This window comes from Nocardia sp. NPDC051321, from assembly GCF_044455225.1.
GTDB lineage: Bacteria > Actinomycetota > Actinomycetes > Mycobacteriales > Mycobacteriaceae > Nocardia.
The window spans coordinates 97,059-117,809 of sequence record NZ_JBITEM010000001.1 but is presented as its reverse complement, the minus strand read 5'-3'; the positions used below and the strand labels follow the sequence as shown (position 1 = coordinate 117,809).

Sequence of the window (20,751 nt, the reverse complement as noted above, 5' to 3'; positions counted from 1 at the left end):
GGTCGTCCACAGCTCGCCGAATTCGCGGACGGCGGCGGCGTCGAGCAGCGTCGACGGGTAGCCGATGTTCGCGGTCAGCTTGTCGCCGGTGACGATCGCGTTGATGTCCAGCGGCGCCATCGCGGGCATGTCCGCGTCGTAGGCACCGCCGAGCGCGCCCAGCTCGGCGGCCGGGATCCAGCCGAAGCCGCGCAGCGACTCTGGCACATCACCCTCGGACACGCGGCCCAGGTAGTTGAAGCTCACCTGGCCGGGCAGCTCGACGGGCAGTTCGGTGGCCGTCTCCGGGTTCAGGTAGCGCAGCAGTCCGTAGCCGACGCCCTTGTCTGGCACCGCGAGCAGCTGCTCCTTGATCGCCTTGACGGCCTGGCCGAGCGCGGGCCCACCGGCCAGCGCGGCGTCGATGTCGATGCCGGACAGGTCGAAGCGGACCGGGAAGATCGCGGTGAACCAGCCGACGGTGCGGGACAGGTCCGCGCCGGGCACGATGTCCTCTTCGCGGCCGTGGCCCTCCAGGCGGATCAGCAGTGAGTCGCCGCGCGCACCGGCCCGGCGCGCCCGCCATTTCGCGGTCGCCAGGGCCAGCGCGGTAAGCAGGCCGTCGTTCACCCCGCCGTGGAACAGCGCGGGGACCGTGGTCAGCAGCGCCTTGGTGACCTCGGCGGACACCTCGACCTGCAGCTTCTCGATGACACCCGAGGTGTCGATCGCCGGGTCCATCGGACGCTCGGTGAGCAGCGGATCGGCCGCGTCGACCACCGAACGCCAATGGTCGAGCTCCGCGACGCGTTCGGCACTGCGTGCCTCGCGTTCGAGCCCGTGCGCCCAGGCCCGCATCGAGGTGGCCGGTGCGACCAACTCGGGCTGCTGGCCCGCGGTGCGCTGGCCCCAGGCCGCGACGAAGTCCGGCACCAGGATGCGCCAGGAAACACCGTCGACCACCAGGTGATGGCCGACGACGATCAGGCGCCCGGCCCGGTCACTGCTCGACGGCTCCAGCCAGACGAACCGAATGACAACGCCCGCAGCGGGATCCAGCCGATCGAGCGAGGAATCCAGTGCGGCCGAAGCGATCTCGATCAACTCGGCATCATCGACACCGGCATCGAAGCTGCGGTGGTCGACCAACGCGTCCACGTCGACCGTGCCTGCCGCGGCGGTTTCGAGGATCCACTCCCCGTCGACCTCACGCAGGCTCGACCGCAGCATGTCGTGGCGGTCAATGACCGCGCCGACCGTCGCGACGATGCCCGCCCGGTCGATACCGACCGGCAGCTCCAGTGCGAGGGTCTGATTGAACCGGCGGAACGAACCGCGCCGCTCCGCCATGAACCGCACGACCGGGGTCAGCGGCATCGTGCCGACGCCACCACCGGGCAGCTCGGCAAGCACCACGGCCGAGGCCGCCGCGGCATCGGCGGTGCCCGCGACCGCGGCCAGCCCGGCCACGGTGCGCTGCTCGAAGACATTGCGCGGCGTGAACACCACGCCACGCGCCTTGGCCCGCGACACCAGCTGAATGGAGACGATGCTGTCGCCGCCGAGCGCGAAGAACGAATCGTCGACGCCGACCCGCTCCACGCCGAGCACCTCGGCGAACACCTCGGCGATGGCCTGCTCGACCGGCGTGCGCGGTGCACGGAACACGACCTCGGTCGCGAACACCGGCTCCGGCAACGCCTTTCGGTCCAGCTTGCCGACCGGAGTGAGCGGCACCCGGTCGATCACCATGATCGACGACGGCACCATGTACGCGGGCAACCGATCCTCGACGTGCGCGGTCAGCGCCGCCACATCGATCGTCCGGCCTTGCGCCGCAACCACATAGGCCACCAGCGAGGTGGCACCGGCGGCACCCTTGTGCCCGACGGTGACCGCGAAGTCGACGTTCTCGTGCGCGGCCAGTGCCGCGTCGATCTCACCGAGCTCGATACGGAAACCGCGCACCTTGACCTGGAAGTCGGACCGGCCGACGTATTCCACCTCGCCGATGCGCGTCCAACGGACCACGTCACCCGTGCGGTACATCCGCGCACCGGCCACATACGGATTCGCCACGAAGCGGTCGGCGGACAGCCCGGCGCGCGCGTGGTAGCCACGGGCCAGCTGGACACCCGACAGATAGAGCTCACCCGCGACACCCACCGGAACGGGCCGGAGCTGGGCGTCCAGGATCAGCGACTGCATGCCGCGGGTCGGGCCACCGATGGTGACCAGATCGCCCGGCGTCAGCGCGTCGCTGATGTTGGTCATGATCGTGGTCTCGGTCGGACCGTAACCGTTGTGGAAGCGCCGCCCGGAACCGTCCGGCGCGCCACCCCACTTGGTGACCAGATCGGCCGGGACCGCCTCGCCACCGGCCACGATCACCCGCATGCCGGCCAGGGCGGCCGGATCCAGCGAGGCGAGCACGGACGGGGTGATGAACGCGTGCGTGACGCGCTCGGTGCGGATCAGCTCGGCCAGCTCGTCGCCGCCGTACACACCGGGCGGGCAGACCACCAGGGTGCCGCCGCGACCGATCGCAAGCAGGAACTCCAGGATCGACGCGTCGAAGCTCGGTGACGCGAAATGCAGTGCGCGCGTTGATGAATCGACGTCGTAGCGAGCGTTCTGCTCGTCCCGGAAGTTGGCGAGACCGGTGTGGGTGACCACGACGCCCTTGGGGACGCCGGTGGAACCGGAGGTGTAGATGACGTACGCCGGATGCTCCGGCCGCACCGGACGCACGCGCTCGGCATCGGTGATCGCGGCCGCGTCGACGCCGGTCAGATCCAGCTCGTCGAGGACGAGCCATTCGACCGAGTCCGGCAGGTCGCCCCGCACCGACGTCACGGTGAGACCGACCGGGGAACCCGAATCGGTGACCATGTGCGCGATCCGATCGGCCGGGTAGGTCGGGTCGATCGGCACGAACGCGGCACCGGACTTGGCGACCGCCCATTCGGCGAAGTAGGAGTCGTCCGAGCGTGGCACGGCGACCGCGACCAGATCTTCGGTGCCAAGGCCACGCTCGATCAGCAAGCGGGCCAAGCGGTTCGAGCGCTCGTCGAGCTCGCCATACGACGTACTGCGTCCCTCGAACACCACCGCGGGTGCGGCCGGGTCGATGGCGGCGGCCTCGGCGATGAGGTCGGGCAGCGTCCGCGCGACCGTGGCCCGCTGGCCGGTGCGAGCGGTCAGGTCGGCCCGCTCCGCGGCATCGAGCACGTCGATCCGACCGACCGCGATGGCCGGGTCGGCGACGATGGCCTCGAGCACCCGCTGCCACCGCTGCGCGATCTCCGCGGCGGTCGACTCGTCGAACAGCTCGGTGGCGTAGGTGAGCGCCAAAGCCATTCCGGCCGTGCCGGGTTCACCCAGCTCCGACAGCGTGAACTGCAGGTCGAAGCGGGCGACGTTCTCTTCGAGGTCGAGCGCGGACACCGACAGCCCGGGCAGTTCGAGGCTGGTGCGATCCAGGTTCTGGAAGGCGAGCATCACCTGGAACAGCGGGTTACGCGCCTGCGAGCGTTCCGGCGCGAGCAGTTCCACCAGTCGCTCGAACGGCACGTCGGCGTTGCCGTACGCGTCGAGGTCGGTGCGCCGCACCCGATCGACGAGTTCGGTGAACGATTCGGCGGCGTCGATGCCGGTGCGCAGCACCAGGGTGTTGACGAACATGCCGACCAGGTCGTCGAGCGCCTGCTCGCCGCGGCCCGCGATCGGCGTGCCGACCGCGATGTCGTCCGCGCCGGACAGCCGCGCCAGCAGCACCGTCAGCGCGCCGTGCATCACCATGAACAGCGACGCACCGCGTTGCCGCGCAATGTCTTCCAGCCCGGCGATCAGCTCGCCGGGCAGCTCACGGTGCAGCGTCGCGCCGCGGAACGAGGCGATCGCCGGACGCGGGCGGTCCGCGGGCAGCGTCAGCTCGTCCGGCACCCCGTCGAGGACCTGCTGCCAGTGCGCCACCTGGCGCGCCATCAGCGAGTCCGAATCGTCTTCGGTGCCAAGGACTTCGCGCTGCCAGACGGCGAAGTCGGCGTACTGCACGGCCAGGGGTGCCCAGCCGGGCGCGCTGTCCTGGGTGCGCGCCGAGTAGGCCAGCATCACGTCGCGGGTCAGCGGCCCCATCGAGAAGCCGTCCGCCGCGATGTGGTGCACCACCACGACGAGCACGTGCTCGTCGGGGCCCGCGCTGTAGAGCCTGGTGCGCAGCGGAACCTGTTCGGCCACATCGAATCCGGTGGTGACGAAGTCGGTCACCACGGCGGTCAGCTCGGCCGGATCCACCGGCACCGGGTGCAGGTCGAGCGCGATGTTCTCGGCGGGCACGATCACCTGGACCGGGGTGCCGCCGTGCTCGGGGTAGCGGGTGCGCAGCGACTCGTGCCTGCGCACCACGTCGGCCACCGCGAGCCGCAGCGCGGCCACGTCGAGCGCGCCGGTCAGGCGGATGGCGACCGGCAGGTTGTAGGCCGCCGAGGAGGTGTCGTACTTGTTGAGGAACCACATGCGCTGCTGCGCGAATGACAGCGGCACCAGTTCGTCGGCCTTGCGCGGCCGCGCGACCAGCCTGGCCCGCGCGGCACCGTCGGCGTGCGATTCGACCCGCGCGGCCAGGGCGGCCACGGTGGGCGCCTCGAACAGCGCGCGCACCGCGACGGTGGTGCCGAGCGCGGCACCGATGCGGGAGACGACCCTGGTGGCGATGAGCGAGTTACCACCGAGATCGAAGAAGTCGTCGTCGACGCCGACCCGCGGCAGATCTAGGACCTCGGCGAACACCGCGGCCACCGTCTCCTGCACCGGGGTGACCGGCGCGCGGAAGGCACGGGACTGCACGGCGGGGGCGGGCAGCGCACGGCGATCGAGCTTTCCGTTGACCGTCAACGGAATCCACTCGAGCCGCACCAGCGCGGCGGGCACCATGAACGACGGCAGCCGCTCGGCGGCACCGTCACGTACCCGGTCGAGTACCGGCACGACGTCGGGCTCGGCGACCACGTAGGCCACGATCCGCTGATCGCCCGGCTGGTCCTCGCGCACGATGACCGCCGCTTGGGCGATGCCGGGCTGGGCCAGGATGGCGGACTCGATCTCGCCGAGTTCGATGCGGAAGCCGCGGACCTTCACCTGATCGTCGGCGCGGCCCAGGTATTCGAGCTCGCCGAAGCGGTTCCAGCGCGCCAGGTCGCCGGAGCGGTACAGGCGCGAGCCCGCTGCGTCGGAGCCGCCGAGCGGGTTGGCGACGAAACGGGTGGCCGACAGGTCGGGACGGCCGAGGTAGCCGCGCGCCAATTGCGGTCCGGCCACATACATTTCGCCCGCGACACCGACCGGGACCGGCCGCAGCCGGTTGTCGAGCACATACACCCGCAGACCGGCGATGGCCCGGCCGACCACGCTGCCGGAGGCGGCGGCGATGGTCGCGGCGTCCAGCGCACGGTAGGAGACGTGCACCGTGGTCTCGGTGATGCCGTACATGTTGACCAGCAGCGGAGACCCCGCTGCGGGGCCCGCGGTGGCGTTCTCGGGCCCGGCGCCGTGGCGGGCAACCCAATCCGAGAGCCTGCGCAGCTCGAGCGCCTCGCCACCGAACACCACGTAGCGCAGGGCCAGCGGGGTGGCGTCGGGCGCGGCGTTGCGATCCGCTTCCGCCAGTTGATAGAACGCGGACGGGGTCTGGTTGAGCACCGTAACCCGCTCTGCGCGGAGCAGTTCCAGGAACTGCTCGGGCGAGCGCGAGGTGTAGTAGTCGACCACCACGAGGGTGCCGCCGAACAGCAGCGGGCCCCACAGCTCCCACACCGAGAAGTCGAAGGCGTAGGAGTGGAACAGCGTCCACACATCGTCGGGGCCGAAGTTGAAGTCGCGATCGGTATTCGCGAACAGGCGCACCACATTCCGGTGCGTGACGGCGACACCCTTGGGGCGGCCGGAAGAACCGGAGGTGTAGATCACGTACGCGACGTGGTCGGGCGAGAGCGCCGCGTTGCGGTCCGCGTCGGTGATCGGCGCGTCGTCGGCGTCCTCGACATTGCCGGTTTCCACGGCGAAGCCGTCCAGCACCACGCTCGGCAGGTCTACCGGCACCGTCACCTGGACCGTCGAGTCCAGGATCACGCTGGTCGGCTGGGAATCCCCGAGCACGTAGGCGATGCGATCCGCCGGGTAGGTCGGGTCGACCGGCACATAGCCCGCACCGGTCTTGACCACCGCGACCAGCGCGACGACCAGGTCGAGCGAGCGCGGCAGGATCACCGCGACCAGCGATTCGGGTCCGGCGCCGTCCGCGATCAGCCTGCGCGCCAAGATGTTCGCGCGCCGATCCAGCTCGCCGTAGGTGAGTGTTTCGACGCCGAAGCGGGCCGCCGTCCGGTTCGGATGCGCGGCGACGGCCGCGTCGAACACGGTGACCAAAGTGGCCTCGGACTCACCGAAAACGCCCGCGCCGCCGTCCATTCCGGAAGACACCCAGCGCTGCGAGACATCGAGGCGCTCGGACTCGCCGAGCAGATCGATGTCGCCGACCGCGATCTCGGGATCCTCGGCGATGGTGTGCAGCACACGCACCAACCGGTCGGCGAACGAAGCCACCGTCTCCGGATCGAACAACTCGGTCGCGTAATTCCACGACATCGCCAGCGCGCCGTCGGCGGTCTCGCCGACGGTCAGCTGCACATCGAACTTGGCTGTCCCCGCGTCGAATTCGACGACATCGAGATCGAGGCCGGGCAGCTCGACGGTCCCCATGTCGGCGGCCGAGGCCGCCTCGAAGGTCAGCGCGACCTGAAACAACGGATGATGCGCCTGCGAGCGAGCCGGGCTGATGACATCTACAAGGCGCTCGAACGGCACATCGGCATTGCCGAAGGCCGTCAGATCGGTCCGGCGCACCTGCTCGAGCAGCTCGCTGAACCGCGCGGCGGGATCGATCTCGCTGCGCAGCACCAGCGTGTTGACGAACATACCGACCAGGTCATCGAGGGCCCGCTCGCCTCGTCCGGCGACCGGGGTGCCGATGGCGATGTCGGAGCTGTTGGACAGCCTGCCCGCCCACGCGGCCAGCGCGGCGTGCACCACCATGAACAGCGTGACCCCGCGACGACGGGCCAGTTCGGCCAGCGCGGCGTGCAGTTCGGCGTCGATCGAGAAGTTGTGCGTGCCACCGGCATTGGAGGCGATCTCCGGACGCGGCCGGTCGGCGGGCAGCTCGATCTGATCGGGCAGATCGCGCAGCTGCTCGACCCAGTACGAGATCTGCTGGGCCGCAACCGATTCCGGATCGTGCTCGACGCCGAGCACGTCGCGCTGCCACAGCGCGTAGTCGGCGTACTGCACATCTAGGGGTGCCCAGGACGGCGTCTCGCCGCGGGTGCGCTCGCTGTAGGCGACGACCACGTCGCGCAGCAGTGGCCGCAGCGAGAAGCCGTCGGCGCTGATGTGGTGCATGACCAGCACCACGACGTGATTGCGCTCGTCCAGGCTGAGCAGGCTTGCGCGGAAGGCGATCTCGCTGGTCACGTCGAAGTGGTAGCTGGCCAGCTCGACGATGCGCGCGGGCAGCTCGTCGGCGGTCACCGGCTCGGCGACGACCGGGGACGACACCTCCGAAACCGGCAGGATGCGTTGGTAGCCGGTGCCTTCCACCTCGGGGTACACGGTGCGCAGCGCCTCGTGGCGGGCCAGTACGTCGCCGATGGCGGCGTTGAGCGCTTCGATATCGAGTTCACCGGTGAGCCGGATGGCGACCGGGATGTTGTTGACCGCGGTGCGGTTGTCGAACCGGTTGAGGAACCACATCCGCTGCTGCGCCAGCGACAGCGGCACCAGGCCGGTGCGCTCCTGCGGCACCAGCGGCGCCCGGCCGCCTTGTCCGGCAGCCGATTCCACGCGTGCGGCCAGCGCGGCGACGCTCGACGCCTCGAACAGCGCCCGTACCGGAACCTGGGTATCCAGCGCCTCGCCGAGGCGCGCCGCCACCTGGGTGGCGACCAGGGAGTTGCCGCCGAGCTCGAAGAAGTCGTCGTCCAGACCGACGCGCTCGACACCGAGCACCGCGGCGAAGGTATCGGCGACGATCTCCTGCACCGGGGTGGCCGCCGCGCGGAAGGTCTTGGCCGCGAACGTCGGTTCGGGCAGCGCCCGGCGATCCAGCTTGCCGGACGGGTTCAGCGGGAACTCGTCGAGCTCCACATAGGCCGATGGCACCATGTACGCGGGCAGCTGCTCGCCGAGCGCGGTCTTGACCGACTCGACGTCCAATGCCCGATCCGGGTTGCCGACCACATAGGCGACCAGCTGATCGCCGGTCCGCTCGTCGGTGCGTACCAGCACGACCGCCTGCGCCACGGATTCCAGTGCGGTGAGCGCGTTCTCGATCTCGCCGAGCTCGATCCGCAGGCCACGCAGCTTCACCTGGAAGTCGGTGCGGCCCAGGTACTCCAGCTCACCGTCCTCAGTCCAGGAGACCAAGTCGCCGGTGCGGTACATGCGCTGGGCATCGCCGAACGGGTTCGCGATGAACCGGTCGGTGGTCAGGTCAGGGCGGGCCACGTACCCGTGCGCCAGCTGCGCGCCGGCCAGGTACAGCTCGCCGGGCACGCCGACCGGAACCGGCCGCAGCCGCGAATCCAGCACGTACACCTGGGTGTTGAACACCGGGGCGCCGATCGGCACCGAGCTGGTGTCGGCCTCGGTCACCTCGTGGAAGGTGACGTCGACGGCGGCCTCGGTGGGGCCGTACAGGTTGTGCAGCCTGGCACCGGTCAGCGCGCGCAGTCGCTGCGCGGTGACGGCGGGCAGCGCCTCACCCGAGGCGAAAACATTACGCAGGCTGACGCATTCGCCCGCGCGCTCCTCGGCGACGAACACCGAAAGCATCGACGGCACGAAATGCACCGTGCTGACCCGCTCTTCGATGATCAGTCGCGCCAGGTACGCGGGGTCGCGGTGGCCGTCCGGCTTCGCGACGACCAGTCGCGCGCCGACCTGTAAGGGCCAGAAGAACTCCCACACCGACACGTCGAAGGTGGCTGGCGTCTTCTGCAGCACCACGTCGTAGGCGGCGAGGCCGTACTCCGCGTGCATCCAGACCAGCCGGTTGACGATCGCGGCGTGCGAGACCGCGACACCCTTCGGCCGACCGGTCGAACCCGAGGTGAAGATCACGTACGCGGTGTTGGCCGGGCGCAGCGGCTTGTGCCGGTCCGCGTCGGTCAGTGGCGCGTCGGAGAACTCGGACAGGTCGAGCTCGTCGATGCGCACCTGCCGGGAGCCCGTGGACGCCAGGTCGGTGCCGGAGGTCAGCACGCAAACGGGGCGCGCGGTCTCCAGGATGTAGTCGGTGCGCTCAGCCGGGTGGTCCGGGTCAAGCGGCACGTACGCGCCACCGGCGGCGTTCACCGCGTACATGCCGACGACGAGGTCGATTGAGCGCCGCATGCCAAGGGCGACATAGGATTCCGGGCCGACGCCGTTCTGCTTGAGCCAGCGTGCCAGCCGGTGCACTCGTGCGGCGAACTCGGCGTAGGACAGAGTTGTCCCCTCGAACGTGACCGCTGCCGCGTCGGGTGTCCGTGCGACCTGCGCTTCGAACAGCGAGACCAATGTCGCGGCGGCGTCGCCGACCGGCGAGGTCAGCGCCGCGTCCACCGGGAATTCGGTGTCGTTCCACCGCCGCACGACCAGCTCGCGCTCGGCCACATCCAGCAGCTCGATATCGCCGACCGCCGCGGTCGGCTCGGCGGCGACGCCGCCGAGCACGCGAAGGAAGCGCTCGGCGAAGGTATTCGCGAACGCTCCGTCGAAAAGGTCGGTGGCGTAGAGGAGTTCGGCGTCCATCGACGCCTCGGTGCCCTGCACCTCGCTCAGCGTGAGCTGGAGGTCGAATTTCGCGGTCGGCTGATCGATGCCGAGCTCGGAGACCAGCAGGCCGGGCAGTTCGAGCGACGCACGGCCCAGGTTCTGGAACGACAGCATCACCTGGAACAGCGGGTGCCGCGCCTGCGAACGGGCCGGGTTGAGCACCTCGACAAGCCGCTCGAACGGCACGTCGGCGTGCGCGAAGGCCTGCAGGTCACGCTCGCGCACCTGCGCGAGCAGTTCGGTGAACGACGCGTCGGTGTCGACCTGCGCACGCAACACCAGGGTGTTGACGAACATGCCGACCAGGTCGTCGAGGGCCTGCTCGCCACGACCCGCCACCGGGATGCCGATGGCGATGTCGTCGGAACCGCTCAGTCGAGCGAGCAGTGCGGCGAAGGCGCTGTGCACCACCATGAACAGCGTGGTGCCGTGCGCGTGCGCAACCCTGTTCAGCTCGTCGATCAGCTCGCCGGGCACCCGGAATCGGTGTGTCCCAGCCTGATACGACGCGACCGCGGGCCGGGGGCGCCCGGCCAGGCGCAGCTCGTCGGGCAGACCGTTGAGCGCGTCGCGCCAGTAGTCGAGCTGCTCGGAGATCAGCGAGGTCGGATCGTCCTCGGAGCCGAGCGTTTCCCGCTGCCACAGCGCGAAGTCCACGTACTGGACCGCGAGCGGCGGCCAGCCGGGCTCGGACTCCGAGGTGCGCGCCACGTATGCGGTCATCAGGTCGCGGACCAGCGGCCGCATCGAGAAGCCGTCCGTCGCGATGTGATGCACCACGACGACCAGCACGTAGTCCTGCTCGCCGAGCTGGTAGGCCCGCAGCCGCACCGGCGGCTCGGCCGTCACGTCGAAGCCGCGCTCGACGAATTCGTAGAGCGCGCCGAGCAATTGGCCCTCGGCGACCGGGAAGACCTCCAGGTCCGGGATCGCCCTGGTCGCGGGCAGCACCCGCTGGTAGGCGACGCCGTCCTGCGACGGATAGACGGTGCGCAGCGATTCGTGCCGCGCGACCACGTCGGCGACCGCGCCGCGCAGCGAGGCCAGATCCAGCGCGCCCTCCAGCCGCACCGCGGCCGGAATGTTGTTGGCGGCCGAGTCGGCGTCGAAGCGGTTGAGGAACCACATCCGCTGCTGAGCCAGCGACAGCGGCGGCCGCTCGGGTCGCACCTGTGCCGTAAGCGCCTGCCGCGCACCGGTTCCCGCCCGCGATTCGACGCGGGCAGCCAGCGCGGCCACGGTGGGCGCCTCGAACAGCGCGCGCACCCCGACCTCGGTGTCCAGCGCCGCGCTCAGCCGCGCCACCACCTGGGTGGCCACCAGGGAGTTGCCGCCGAGCTCGAAGAAGTCGTCGTCGACGCCGACGCGCGGCAGCCCGAGCAGCTCGGCGATGACCTCCGCCACGATCTCCTCGATCGGGGTGGCGGGCGCACGGAAACGCTTGGCCTCGAACACCGGAGCGGGCAGCGCTCGGCGATCGAGCTTGCCGCTGGCGTTGACCGGGAAGGCGTCGAGCACGACCAGCGCGGCCGGAATCATGTAGCCGGGTAGCAATCCGGCGAGTGCGGCCTTGACCGCATCGGTGTCGATGACCGAATCCGCTTCGGCGACAACGTAACCCACCAGCTGATCGCCGGCGTGCGCGTCGGTCCGCACTACGACAACCGACTGCGCGATGCCGGGCTGGGTCAGCAGCGCGGCCTCGATCTCGCCGAGTTCGATGCGCAGGCCGCGCAGCTTCACCTGGAAGTCGGTGCGGCCCAAGTACTCCAGCTCGCCATCCGCTGGCGCACCCGTCGCCCGACCACCCCTCATCGAATCGCTTCGCGATGCGGTCGTCCATCGGACAAGGTCGCCGGTGCGGTACATCCGCGCGCCCGGAGCCCCGTACGGATTGGCGACGAACCGATCCGAGGTCAGGTCCGACCGGCCGAGGTAGCCGAGCGCGAGCTGATCGCCCGCGAGATAGAGCTCACCCGCGACACCCGGTGCGACCGGGTGCAGCCTGGCGTCGAGCACGAAGACCCGGGTGTTCCACACGGGGCGGCCGATCGGCACCGAGACCGAATCCGCGTCCGTCACTTCGTGATACGTGACGTCGACGGCGGCCTCGGTCGGGCCGTACAGGTTGTGCAGCTTGGCACCGGTCAGCTCGCGCAGACGCTGCGCGGTTTGCGCGGGCAGCGCCTCGCCGGAGGCGAACACCTGCCGCAGCGACGACGGGTACCCGTCCGCGTCGCCGTTCTCGTTGCCGAGGGTGGACACGAACACCGACATCATCGACGGCACGAAATGCGCCGTGGTGATGCCGTGTTCGGCGATGAGCTGCGCCAGGTACACCGGATCGCGATGCCCGTCCGGCTTCGCGACGACCAGTCGCGCGCCGGTCTGCAAGGGCCAGAAGAACTCCCACACCGACACGTCGAAGGTGGCCGGCGTCTTCTGCAGCACGGCGTCGCCGGGCCCGATCGGGTACTCGTGCTGCATCCACAGCAACCGGTTGACGATCGCGGCATGGCTCACCGCCACACCCTTCGGGCGACCGGTCGACCCGGAGGTGAAGATCACGTAGGCGGTATTGCCCGGCCGAAGCGGTTGGGTGCGTTCGGCATCGGTGATCGGCGCGCCGCTGGAGGCGGCGATGCCGGGCACACCCTCGATGCCCTCGATCGCGATGACCGAGACCTCACGCTGCAGGTCGATGCCGAACCCGTCCGCGGAGCGGTACAGGATCATCCGCGGGCGTGCGGTGTCGACGATGTGGTTGATCCGGTCGGCGGGCTGATCCGGGTCGAGCGGCACATACGCCGCACCCGTCTGCAGCACCGCGTACATCGCGATGACCAGCTCGTTGGAGCGGCGGATGGACAGCGCGACCAGCGATTCCGGTCCGACGCCCGCCTTGATCAGCTGCCTGGCGATCCGGTTGGCCCGCACCTGCAGTTCGCGGTAGGTGAGCCGTTCCTCGTCGAAGACCAGGGCGGTCGCCTCCGGCGTCGCGGCGGCCTGCGCGTCGAACAGCGAGACCAGCGTTTCGCCGGACACCTGCTGCGCGGTGTCGTTCCAGTCGACCAGCACCTGCGCGTGCTCTTCGGGCACCAGCAGGTCGATGTCGCCGATCGGCACGTTCGGGTCGGCGGCGACCGCCGCGAGCACCCGGTCCAGCCTGCGGGCGAACGCGGCGACCGTGTCCTCGTCGAAAAGGTCTTCGGCGTAAGAGAATTCGGCCGACATGCCAGCCGCGTCGCCCAGCTCGTCCTGGGTTTCCTGCAGGGTCAGCTGCAGGTCGAACTTGGCAAGGCGCGCGTCGTAGTCGACGCCGTTGACCGAGAGCCCTGGCAGCTCCAGGCTGGCCTGCCTGGTGTTCTGGAAGGTCAGCATCACCTGGAACAGCGGATGCCTGGCCTGCGAGCGGGCCGGGTTGAGCACCTCGACGAGCCGCTCGAACGGCACGTCCGCGTGCGCGAACGCGTGCAGGTCCTTCTCCCTGGCCTGCGCGAGCAGATCGGCGAAGCTTGCCGCGCCGTCCACCTCGGTGCGCAGCACGAGCGTGTTGACGAACATGCCGATCAGATCGTCCAGCGCGGCCTCGCCGCGGCCGGCCACCGGCGTGCCGATGGCGATGTCGCCGGTGCCGCTGGCACGGGCGAGCAGCACGGCGAGCGCGCTGTGCATCACCATGAACAGCGAGGCATTGTGCCTGCGGCCCAGGTCGACCAGCGCGCGCTGGGTCTCACCGGAGATCACGAAGGGATAGGTGCCGCCGCGATAGGACGCCGCCGCGGGCCGCGGGCGGTCCGAGGGCAGCACCAATTCGTCTGGCAGATCGGCGAGTTCGCGGGCCCAGTAGCGAATCTGATTGGCGATCAACGAACTCGGGTCGTCCTCGGAGCCGAGCACCTCGCGCTGCCACAGCGCGTAGTCCGCGTACTGCACGGGCAGCGCCGACCAGGCGGGCGCCTCCCACGAGGTGCGCGCGGCGTAGGCCACCATCACGTCGCGGGCCAGCGGGCCCATCGACCAGCCGTCGGCGGAGATGTGGTGCACCACCATGCCGAGCACGTACTCGGTCTCGCTGACCTCGAAAAGCCTTGCGTGCAAAGGCACTTCGTTGGTTACATCGAAGGCCATCGAGGCGAGCTGGACCAGGTGGTCGATCAGGTTGTGCTCGGTCACCGGGATCGGCGTCAGGTCGGGCACGATCTGCGCCGCGTCCAGGACCACCTGCACCGGCCCGGTCTTGGTCTCCGGGAACACGGTACGCAGCGACTCGTGCCGGTCGATCACGTCGATGACGGCGACCTGCAGCGCGGCCACGTCGAGGTCGCCGGAGAGCCGGATGGCGACCGGGATGTTGTTGACCGCGGACTCGGTATCGAACCGGTTGAGGAACCACATGCGCTGCTGCGCAAGCGAAAGCGGCACTTCCTCCGGACGGACCCGGGCCACCAGCGCCTTGCGTGCGCCGTCACCGGCGTGCGATTCCACCCGTGCCGCGAGCGCGGCGACGGTGGACGCCTCGAACAGCATGCGCACCGGAACACGGGTGTCCAGCGCGATGCCGAGGCGCGAGGCGACCTGGGTCGCGATCAGCGAGTTGCCGCCGAGTTCAAAGAAGTCGTCGTCGACACCGACTCGGTTGATGCCGAGCACCTCGCCGAAAATCTGCGCGACGATTTCCTCGATCGGCGTTGTCGGCGCACGGAATTCGCGCACCTCGAACATCGGCGCGGGCAGCGCCTTGCGGTCCAGCTTGCCCGACGGGTTGAGCGGGAGCGCCTCGAGCACCACGATCGCCGACGGCACCATGTAGGCGGGCAGCGTGCGGTGCAGCGCGTTCTTGATGTTGTCGATATCGACCGGGCCCGCCGGGGTGACCACGTAGGACACCAGCTGATCGCCGGTGACGGTGTCCAGCACGAGCACGACCGCCTGGGTGACGGCCGGGTGGTCGAGCAGCGCGGCCTCGATCTCGCCGAGTTCGATGCGCTGACCGCGGAACTTCACCTGGAAGTCGGTGCGGCCGATGTATTCCAGTACGCCGGCGGCGCCGACCTCGGGATCGTGCGGCTCGACCCAGCGGACCAGGTCGCCGGTGCGGTAGAGGCGGCTGCCCGGCGCGCCGAACGGGTTGGCGACGAAGCGTTCCGCGCTCAGGTCGGGGCGGCCGTGGTAGCCGCGGGCGGTCTGTACGCCGCCCATGTACAGCTCACCTGGCACGCCGACCGGGACCGGATCCAGGCCCTCGTCGAGCACGTAGGCCTGCGCGTTCCACACCGGGCGCCCGATCGGCACCGAGGTGGGTGCGACCTCGTTGAGGTGCCATGCGGTGGCGTGCACGGTGAATTCGGTCGGGCCGTACAGGTTGTGCATCGCGGCGGTGGAGAACTGCCGGAACGCGGCGACGGTGGCCGGCGGCAACGCCTCACCGGCGACGAGAACCGCACGCAGCGAGGCGCATTCGGCGGTGGACGCGGCGCCGGCGAACACCGAGAGCATCGACGGCACGAACGAGGTCATGGTGACCTGATGCCGTCCGATGATCTCGGAGAGGTACACCGGATCACGATGCCCGTCGGGCGCGGCGATGAGCATGCGGGCACCGACGGCCAACGAGCCGAACAGTTCCCACACCGACACGTCGAAGGTGACCGGCGTCTTCTGCAGCACCACATCGGCGGGGCCGATCCGGTATTCGCCGGTGATCCAGGCGATCTGGTTGAGCACGCTGGCGTGGCTGACGGCCACGCCCTTGGGCCGGCCGGTGGAACCGGAGGTGTAGAGCACGTACGCGGTGTTCGTCGCGCGCAGCGGTGCGCGGCGCTCGGCGTCGGTGATCGGCTCGTCGCCGAATTCGCTCAAATCCAAGGTGTCGAGGGCGATCACCGGGCAGTTGTCGGACGTGACGTCGTCGGACAGGGTGGTCAGCACGCACACCGGCGTCGAGTTGGCCAGCACGTAGTCGGTGCGTTCGGCCGGGTGATCGGGGTCGATCGGCACGTAGCCGCCACCCGCGGTCATGGTGGCGTAGATGGCGATCAGCATGTCCACCGAGCGGCGGATGCCAACGGCGACCAACGTTTCCGGGCCGACACCCTCGGCGATCAGCTTGCGCGCCAAGCGATTGACCCGTGCCGAAAACTCGGCGTAGCTGAGCTGGACTTGCGGGCCGAATTCACCGGCGCTGCGGGTGCCGCCGTCGAACAGGACGGCGATATCGTTCGGGCGCAGGCGGACCTGTTCCTCGAACAGATCGAGCACGGTCGCCGCGGGTAACTCGTGCGCGGTCTGGTTCCAGCCGGTGAGCACGAGCGTGCGCTCGGCGTCGTCGAGGATGTCGATGTCGCGCACCGCGGACTGCGGTGTGGTGACGGCGGCTTCGAGCACCCGCAGGTAGCGACGGCCGAATTCGGCGACGGTCGCGGCGTCGAACAGATCGGTGGCAAAGGAGACCACGGTCGCCATGCCCGCCGGTTCGCCTTGCGCGCCACGCTCTTCGGTGACGGTCCACTGCAGGTCGAACTTGGCGATGTCGACGTCGAGCTCGTCGGCGGTGACCGAGAGGCCGGGCAGTTCCAGTGTCGCGTGCGACATTTCCTGGAACGACAGCATCACCTGGAACAGCGGGTGCCTGGCCTGGGAGCGGGTCGGGTTGAGCACCTCGACGAGGCGCTCGAACGGCACGTCGGCGAACGCGAACGCGGCGAGGTCGGTTTCCCTGGTGCGGGTGAGGAACTCGGTGAACGGCTCGCTGCCGTCGACCTCCGAGCGCAGCACCAGCGTGTTGACGAACATGCCGATCAGGTCGTCGAGTGCCTGCTCACCACGCCCGGCGACCGGGGTACCGATGGCGATGTCATTGGTGCCGGACAAACGAGCCAGCAGCACGGCCAGGGAAGCGTGCATGACCATGAACAGGCTGACGCCCTGTGCGCGCGCCAATGCCGAAAGCCGCTGGTGCAGTTCGGCGTCGATGTCGAAGCTGACCCGGCCACCGTTGAAGCTCTGCACCGACGGGCGCGGGCGATCCGCGGGCAGGTCGAGCTGATCGGGCAGCCCTGCCAAAGCCCTACGCCAGTAGGCGATTTCGCGGGCCGCCATGGAGCCGGGATCGGATTCGGCGCCGAGCAGCTCACGCTGCCAGACGCTGAAGTCCTGATACTGCACCGGCAGCGGCGCCCAGCTCGGCGCCTGCCCCGCGGCACGCGCGAGGTAGGCGGCGGCGACATCGCGGGCCAGCGGGCCGAACGAGAAGCCGTCCGCGGCAATGTGATGCACCACGAACGCGACCGCGTAATCGGCGGTGCCGTTGTGGCCGCTACCGGTCACCGCGTAGACCCGGACCCGGATCGGCAGTTCCCGCGACACATCGAAGCCGGTGGACGCGAACGCGGTGAGTACACCGTGCAATTCGGCTTCGTCGATCGGCTCGATCGCGATGCCGAGGTCTACCTGATCGACCGGCAGCACCTGCTGGTAGCCGCCGTCGCCGGACTCGGGGAAGATCGTGCGCAGCGACTGCTGGCGCGCGACCACATCGATCAGCGCGGCCTGCAACGCGTCCAGGTCGACCTCGCCGCGCAACCGCACCACGAACGGCAGGTTGTAGGCGGGCACGGTCGAGTCGAACTGGTTGATGAACCACATCCGCTGCTGCGACAGCGACAGCGGCACCCGCTCTGGCAGCTGCTGGGCTACCAGCGGCGGCCGGGCGCCCTCGGTCTGGCTGGCGTTCTCCGCGCGGGCGGCGATCCCGGCCACGGTCGGCGACTCGAACAGCGCGCGCACCCCGATCTGGGTGCCGAACGCGACGCCGATCCGCGACACCACCTGGGTCGCGACCAGCGAGTTGCCGCCGAGATCGAAGAAGTTGTCGTCGATGCCGATGCGGTCCTGGCTCAGCACGTCGGCGAAGATGCCAGCGACGATCTGCTCGGCCTGGGTGCGCGGGGCGCGGAAGCTCGTCGCGTCCACGCTGAACACCGGCTCCGGCAGCGCTTTTCGGTCCAGCTTGCCGGAGGTGTTGAGCGGGAAGGCGTCCAGCACCATGACCGACGCGGGCACCATGTAGCTCGGCAGCTTCTCGGCCGCGAACCTGGTCAACTCGGTCGGATCGACCGAATGTCCGGGCGCGGGAACCACATACGCCACCAGCTGCTGACCGGTGGCGGTATCCATCACCAGGACAACGGCTTGACTGACCGCCGGGTGGGCGAGCAGATCGGTCTCGATCTCGCCGAGCTCGATGCGCTGGCCACGGAACTTCACCTGGAAGTCGGTGCGGCCGATGTATTCCAGCGTGCCCGCGTCGTTCCAGCGCACCAGGTCGCCGGTGCGGTACATGCGTTCGCCGTTGTCGGACAACGGATTCGCGACGAAACGATCCGCGCTCAGGTCAGGGCGGCCGCGGTAGCCGCGGGCCAGCTGACGGCCACCGAGGTAGAGCTCGCCGGGCGCGCCGATGGCGGCCGGTCGCAGCCGCGAATCCAGCACGTAGACCGAGACATTCCACTCCGGGATACCGATCGGCACGGTCACCGTGTCGGCGGCGGTCGCCTCCCAGTAGGTCACCGAGACCGCGGCCTCGGTCGGGCCGTACAAGTTATGCAGGCCTGCCGTGGTGATCGCGCGGAAACCGGCGGCGGTCTCCGGCGGCAGCGCCTCACCGATCACGAAAACCGCACGCAGCGTGGCACATTGCGCCTGCGTCGCGTGCGAGACGAACACCGTGAGCATCGACGGCACGAAGTCGGTGACGGTGACACCGTGCCGCTCGATCATGTCAGCGACATACAGCGGGTCGCGATGACCGTCGGGCGAGGCGATGACCAGCTTCGCACCGACCAGCAGCGGCAGGAAGTAACCCCACAGCGACACGTCGAACGTGGTCGCGGTCTTCTGCAGGTACACATCGGCCGCGGTGAGCCGGTACTCGTCGAGCATCCACAGCTGCTGGTTGACGATCGCGTGATGGGTGACCGCAACGCCTTTGGGGCGTCCGGTCGAACCCGAGGTGTAGATGACGTAGGCGGTGTTGTCCGGACGCAGCGGCGCGAGCCGGTCCGCGTCGGTCACCGGCGCGGCGGAGAACTCCGACACGTCCAGGGTGTCGATCCGCACCTGCCGCACCGACTCCGGCAGTTCCACCTCGTCGGCGGACAGCGTCAGCACACAGACCGGTGCCGCGCTGTCGAGGATGTAGGCGGTGCGATCGGCCGGATGATCCGGATCGATCGGCACATACGCGCCACCGGCCTTCAGCACCGCGTGCATGCCGATGACCAGCTCCAGCGAGCGCCGCATACCCAGCGCGACAAGCGATTCCGGGCCGACACCGTCGGCGATCAGGAACCGGGCCAGCCGGTTGACCCGCGCGTCGAACTCCGAATAGGTCAGCGTCGCGCCCTCGAAGTCGAGCGCGATGTTGTCCGGCGCCAACGGCATCTGCGCACCCAGCAGCGCGGACAGCGTGGTGTCCGGCACGTCCTGGTCGGAGTCGTTCCACTCCAGCAGCGAGCGCTCCCGCTCGTCGGCGGTGGTGACGTCCAACGCCCAGATCGCGGCGTCGTCGTCGGCCGCGAGGAACCGGTCGAAGAACTCCAGGAAGCGCGAATGATGGCGCCGCGCTTCGTCTTCGGTGTAGAGGTTCGGGTTGGTCTCGAAGTCGATGTGCGAACGGGTGCCCGCCACCGACTGATAGAAGTTGACGCCGAGATCCTCGATGCTGCCGGTGGACAGCACATGCAGCTGACCGACCATCGGGCCCATCACCAGCTCGTCGTGGAACAGCATGATGTTGACCCACGGACCGAAGAATTCCGTGGTCACCATGCCGTCGCCGGCCGAGTCGCGGCGGATGTCCTCGTGCCGGTATCGCTGATGCCGCAGCGCCCCGGACACCTCGACCGTCACCTGCTTGAGCAGTTCGCTGACCGTCGTGTCGTGGCCGACGTGCAGCCGCAGCGGCACGATGTTCGACGAGACACCGCCGGAGCGACGCATCGCCGCGGTGGTGCGCGCGGTCACCGGCAGGCTCAGGATGACGTCCTCGACGCCGTTCCACTGCGCCAGGTACCCGGCAAACGCGGCAAGCAACAGCCCGGCGGGCGACGAATCACGGCGCCGCACAGCCGCATCCAGCAGCGTGTTCTGCTCATCGGACAGCGCGGCGCTGGCGATCCCGTTGATCGCGGCGGGCGGGGCGGACCGGCCGGTCAGGCTGGTGCCTTCCTCCAGCCCGGCGACCCGTTCGGCCCAGTACTCCTTGTCGGTACCGAAGCGCTTGCTCTCCCGGTAAGCCATCTCCTGCTCATAGAGCGTGTGCAGGTCGGTGGCCTTGGAGGCGGCTGGCTCGGTGCCGTTCGCGTACGCGGTGTACAGCTCGGCGATCCGGTTCAGGTTGGTCATCGCGCCGAAGCCGTCGAGCGTGACGTGATGCGCCCGCGAGTACCAGTACCAGTGATCGTCGGCCAGTTGCAGTGCCGCGACCGCGATCAGGCGGTCGGTCGTCAGATCCATCGGACGGCTGTACTCGGCGCGCATCCACGCCATCGCGGCCGCGGCCGGATCGGCCTCGGCGCGCAGGTCTACATAGGTGACCTTGTCGTAGTCGGCAATGCTGTGATCGACGAACTGCAGCGGCTCGCCGTCGCGTTCGATGATGCGCAGGAAGCCCGAACCGAGCTCGTGCGACGCGTCGATGCTGGCCTGTTCCAGGATCTCGACATCAAGCGCGCCGTGCAGATCCACGTACTGCGCGATGTTGACCGGCACCTGCGGGTCAACGTGCTGCGCGTACCAGATGCCCAGCTGCGCAGGAGACAGCGGGAAGTAGCCCGAACCAGCGTGCGCCCGTTCGTCACCAGCTTCGCCGTTTCCGCCGAAATCCAGCCGGTCCAA

At 69.3% G+C, this 20,751-nt stretch carries 1 protein-coding gene (cut by a window edge); it reads right to left on the bottom strand.

What is annotated here, in order from left to right; genetic code table 11:
* Positions 1-20,751, bottom strand: the 5' portion of a protein-coding gene (locus ACIA8C_RS00515; protein WP_397130128.1) for a non-ribosomal peptide synthase/polyketide synthase. The gene continues 23,016 nt to the left of window position 1, outside the view; the window shows 20,751 of its 43,767 coding nt (coding positions 1-20,751); it begins with the start codon at positions 20,749-20,751; the stop codon falls past the left edge of the window.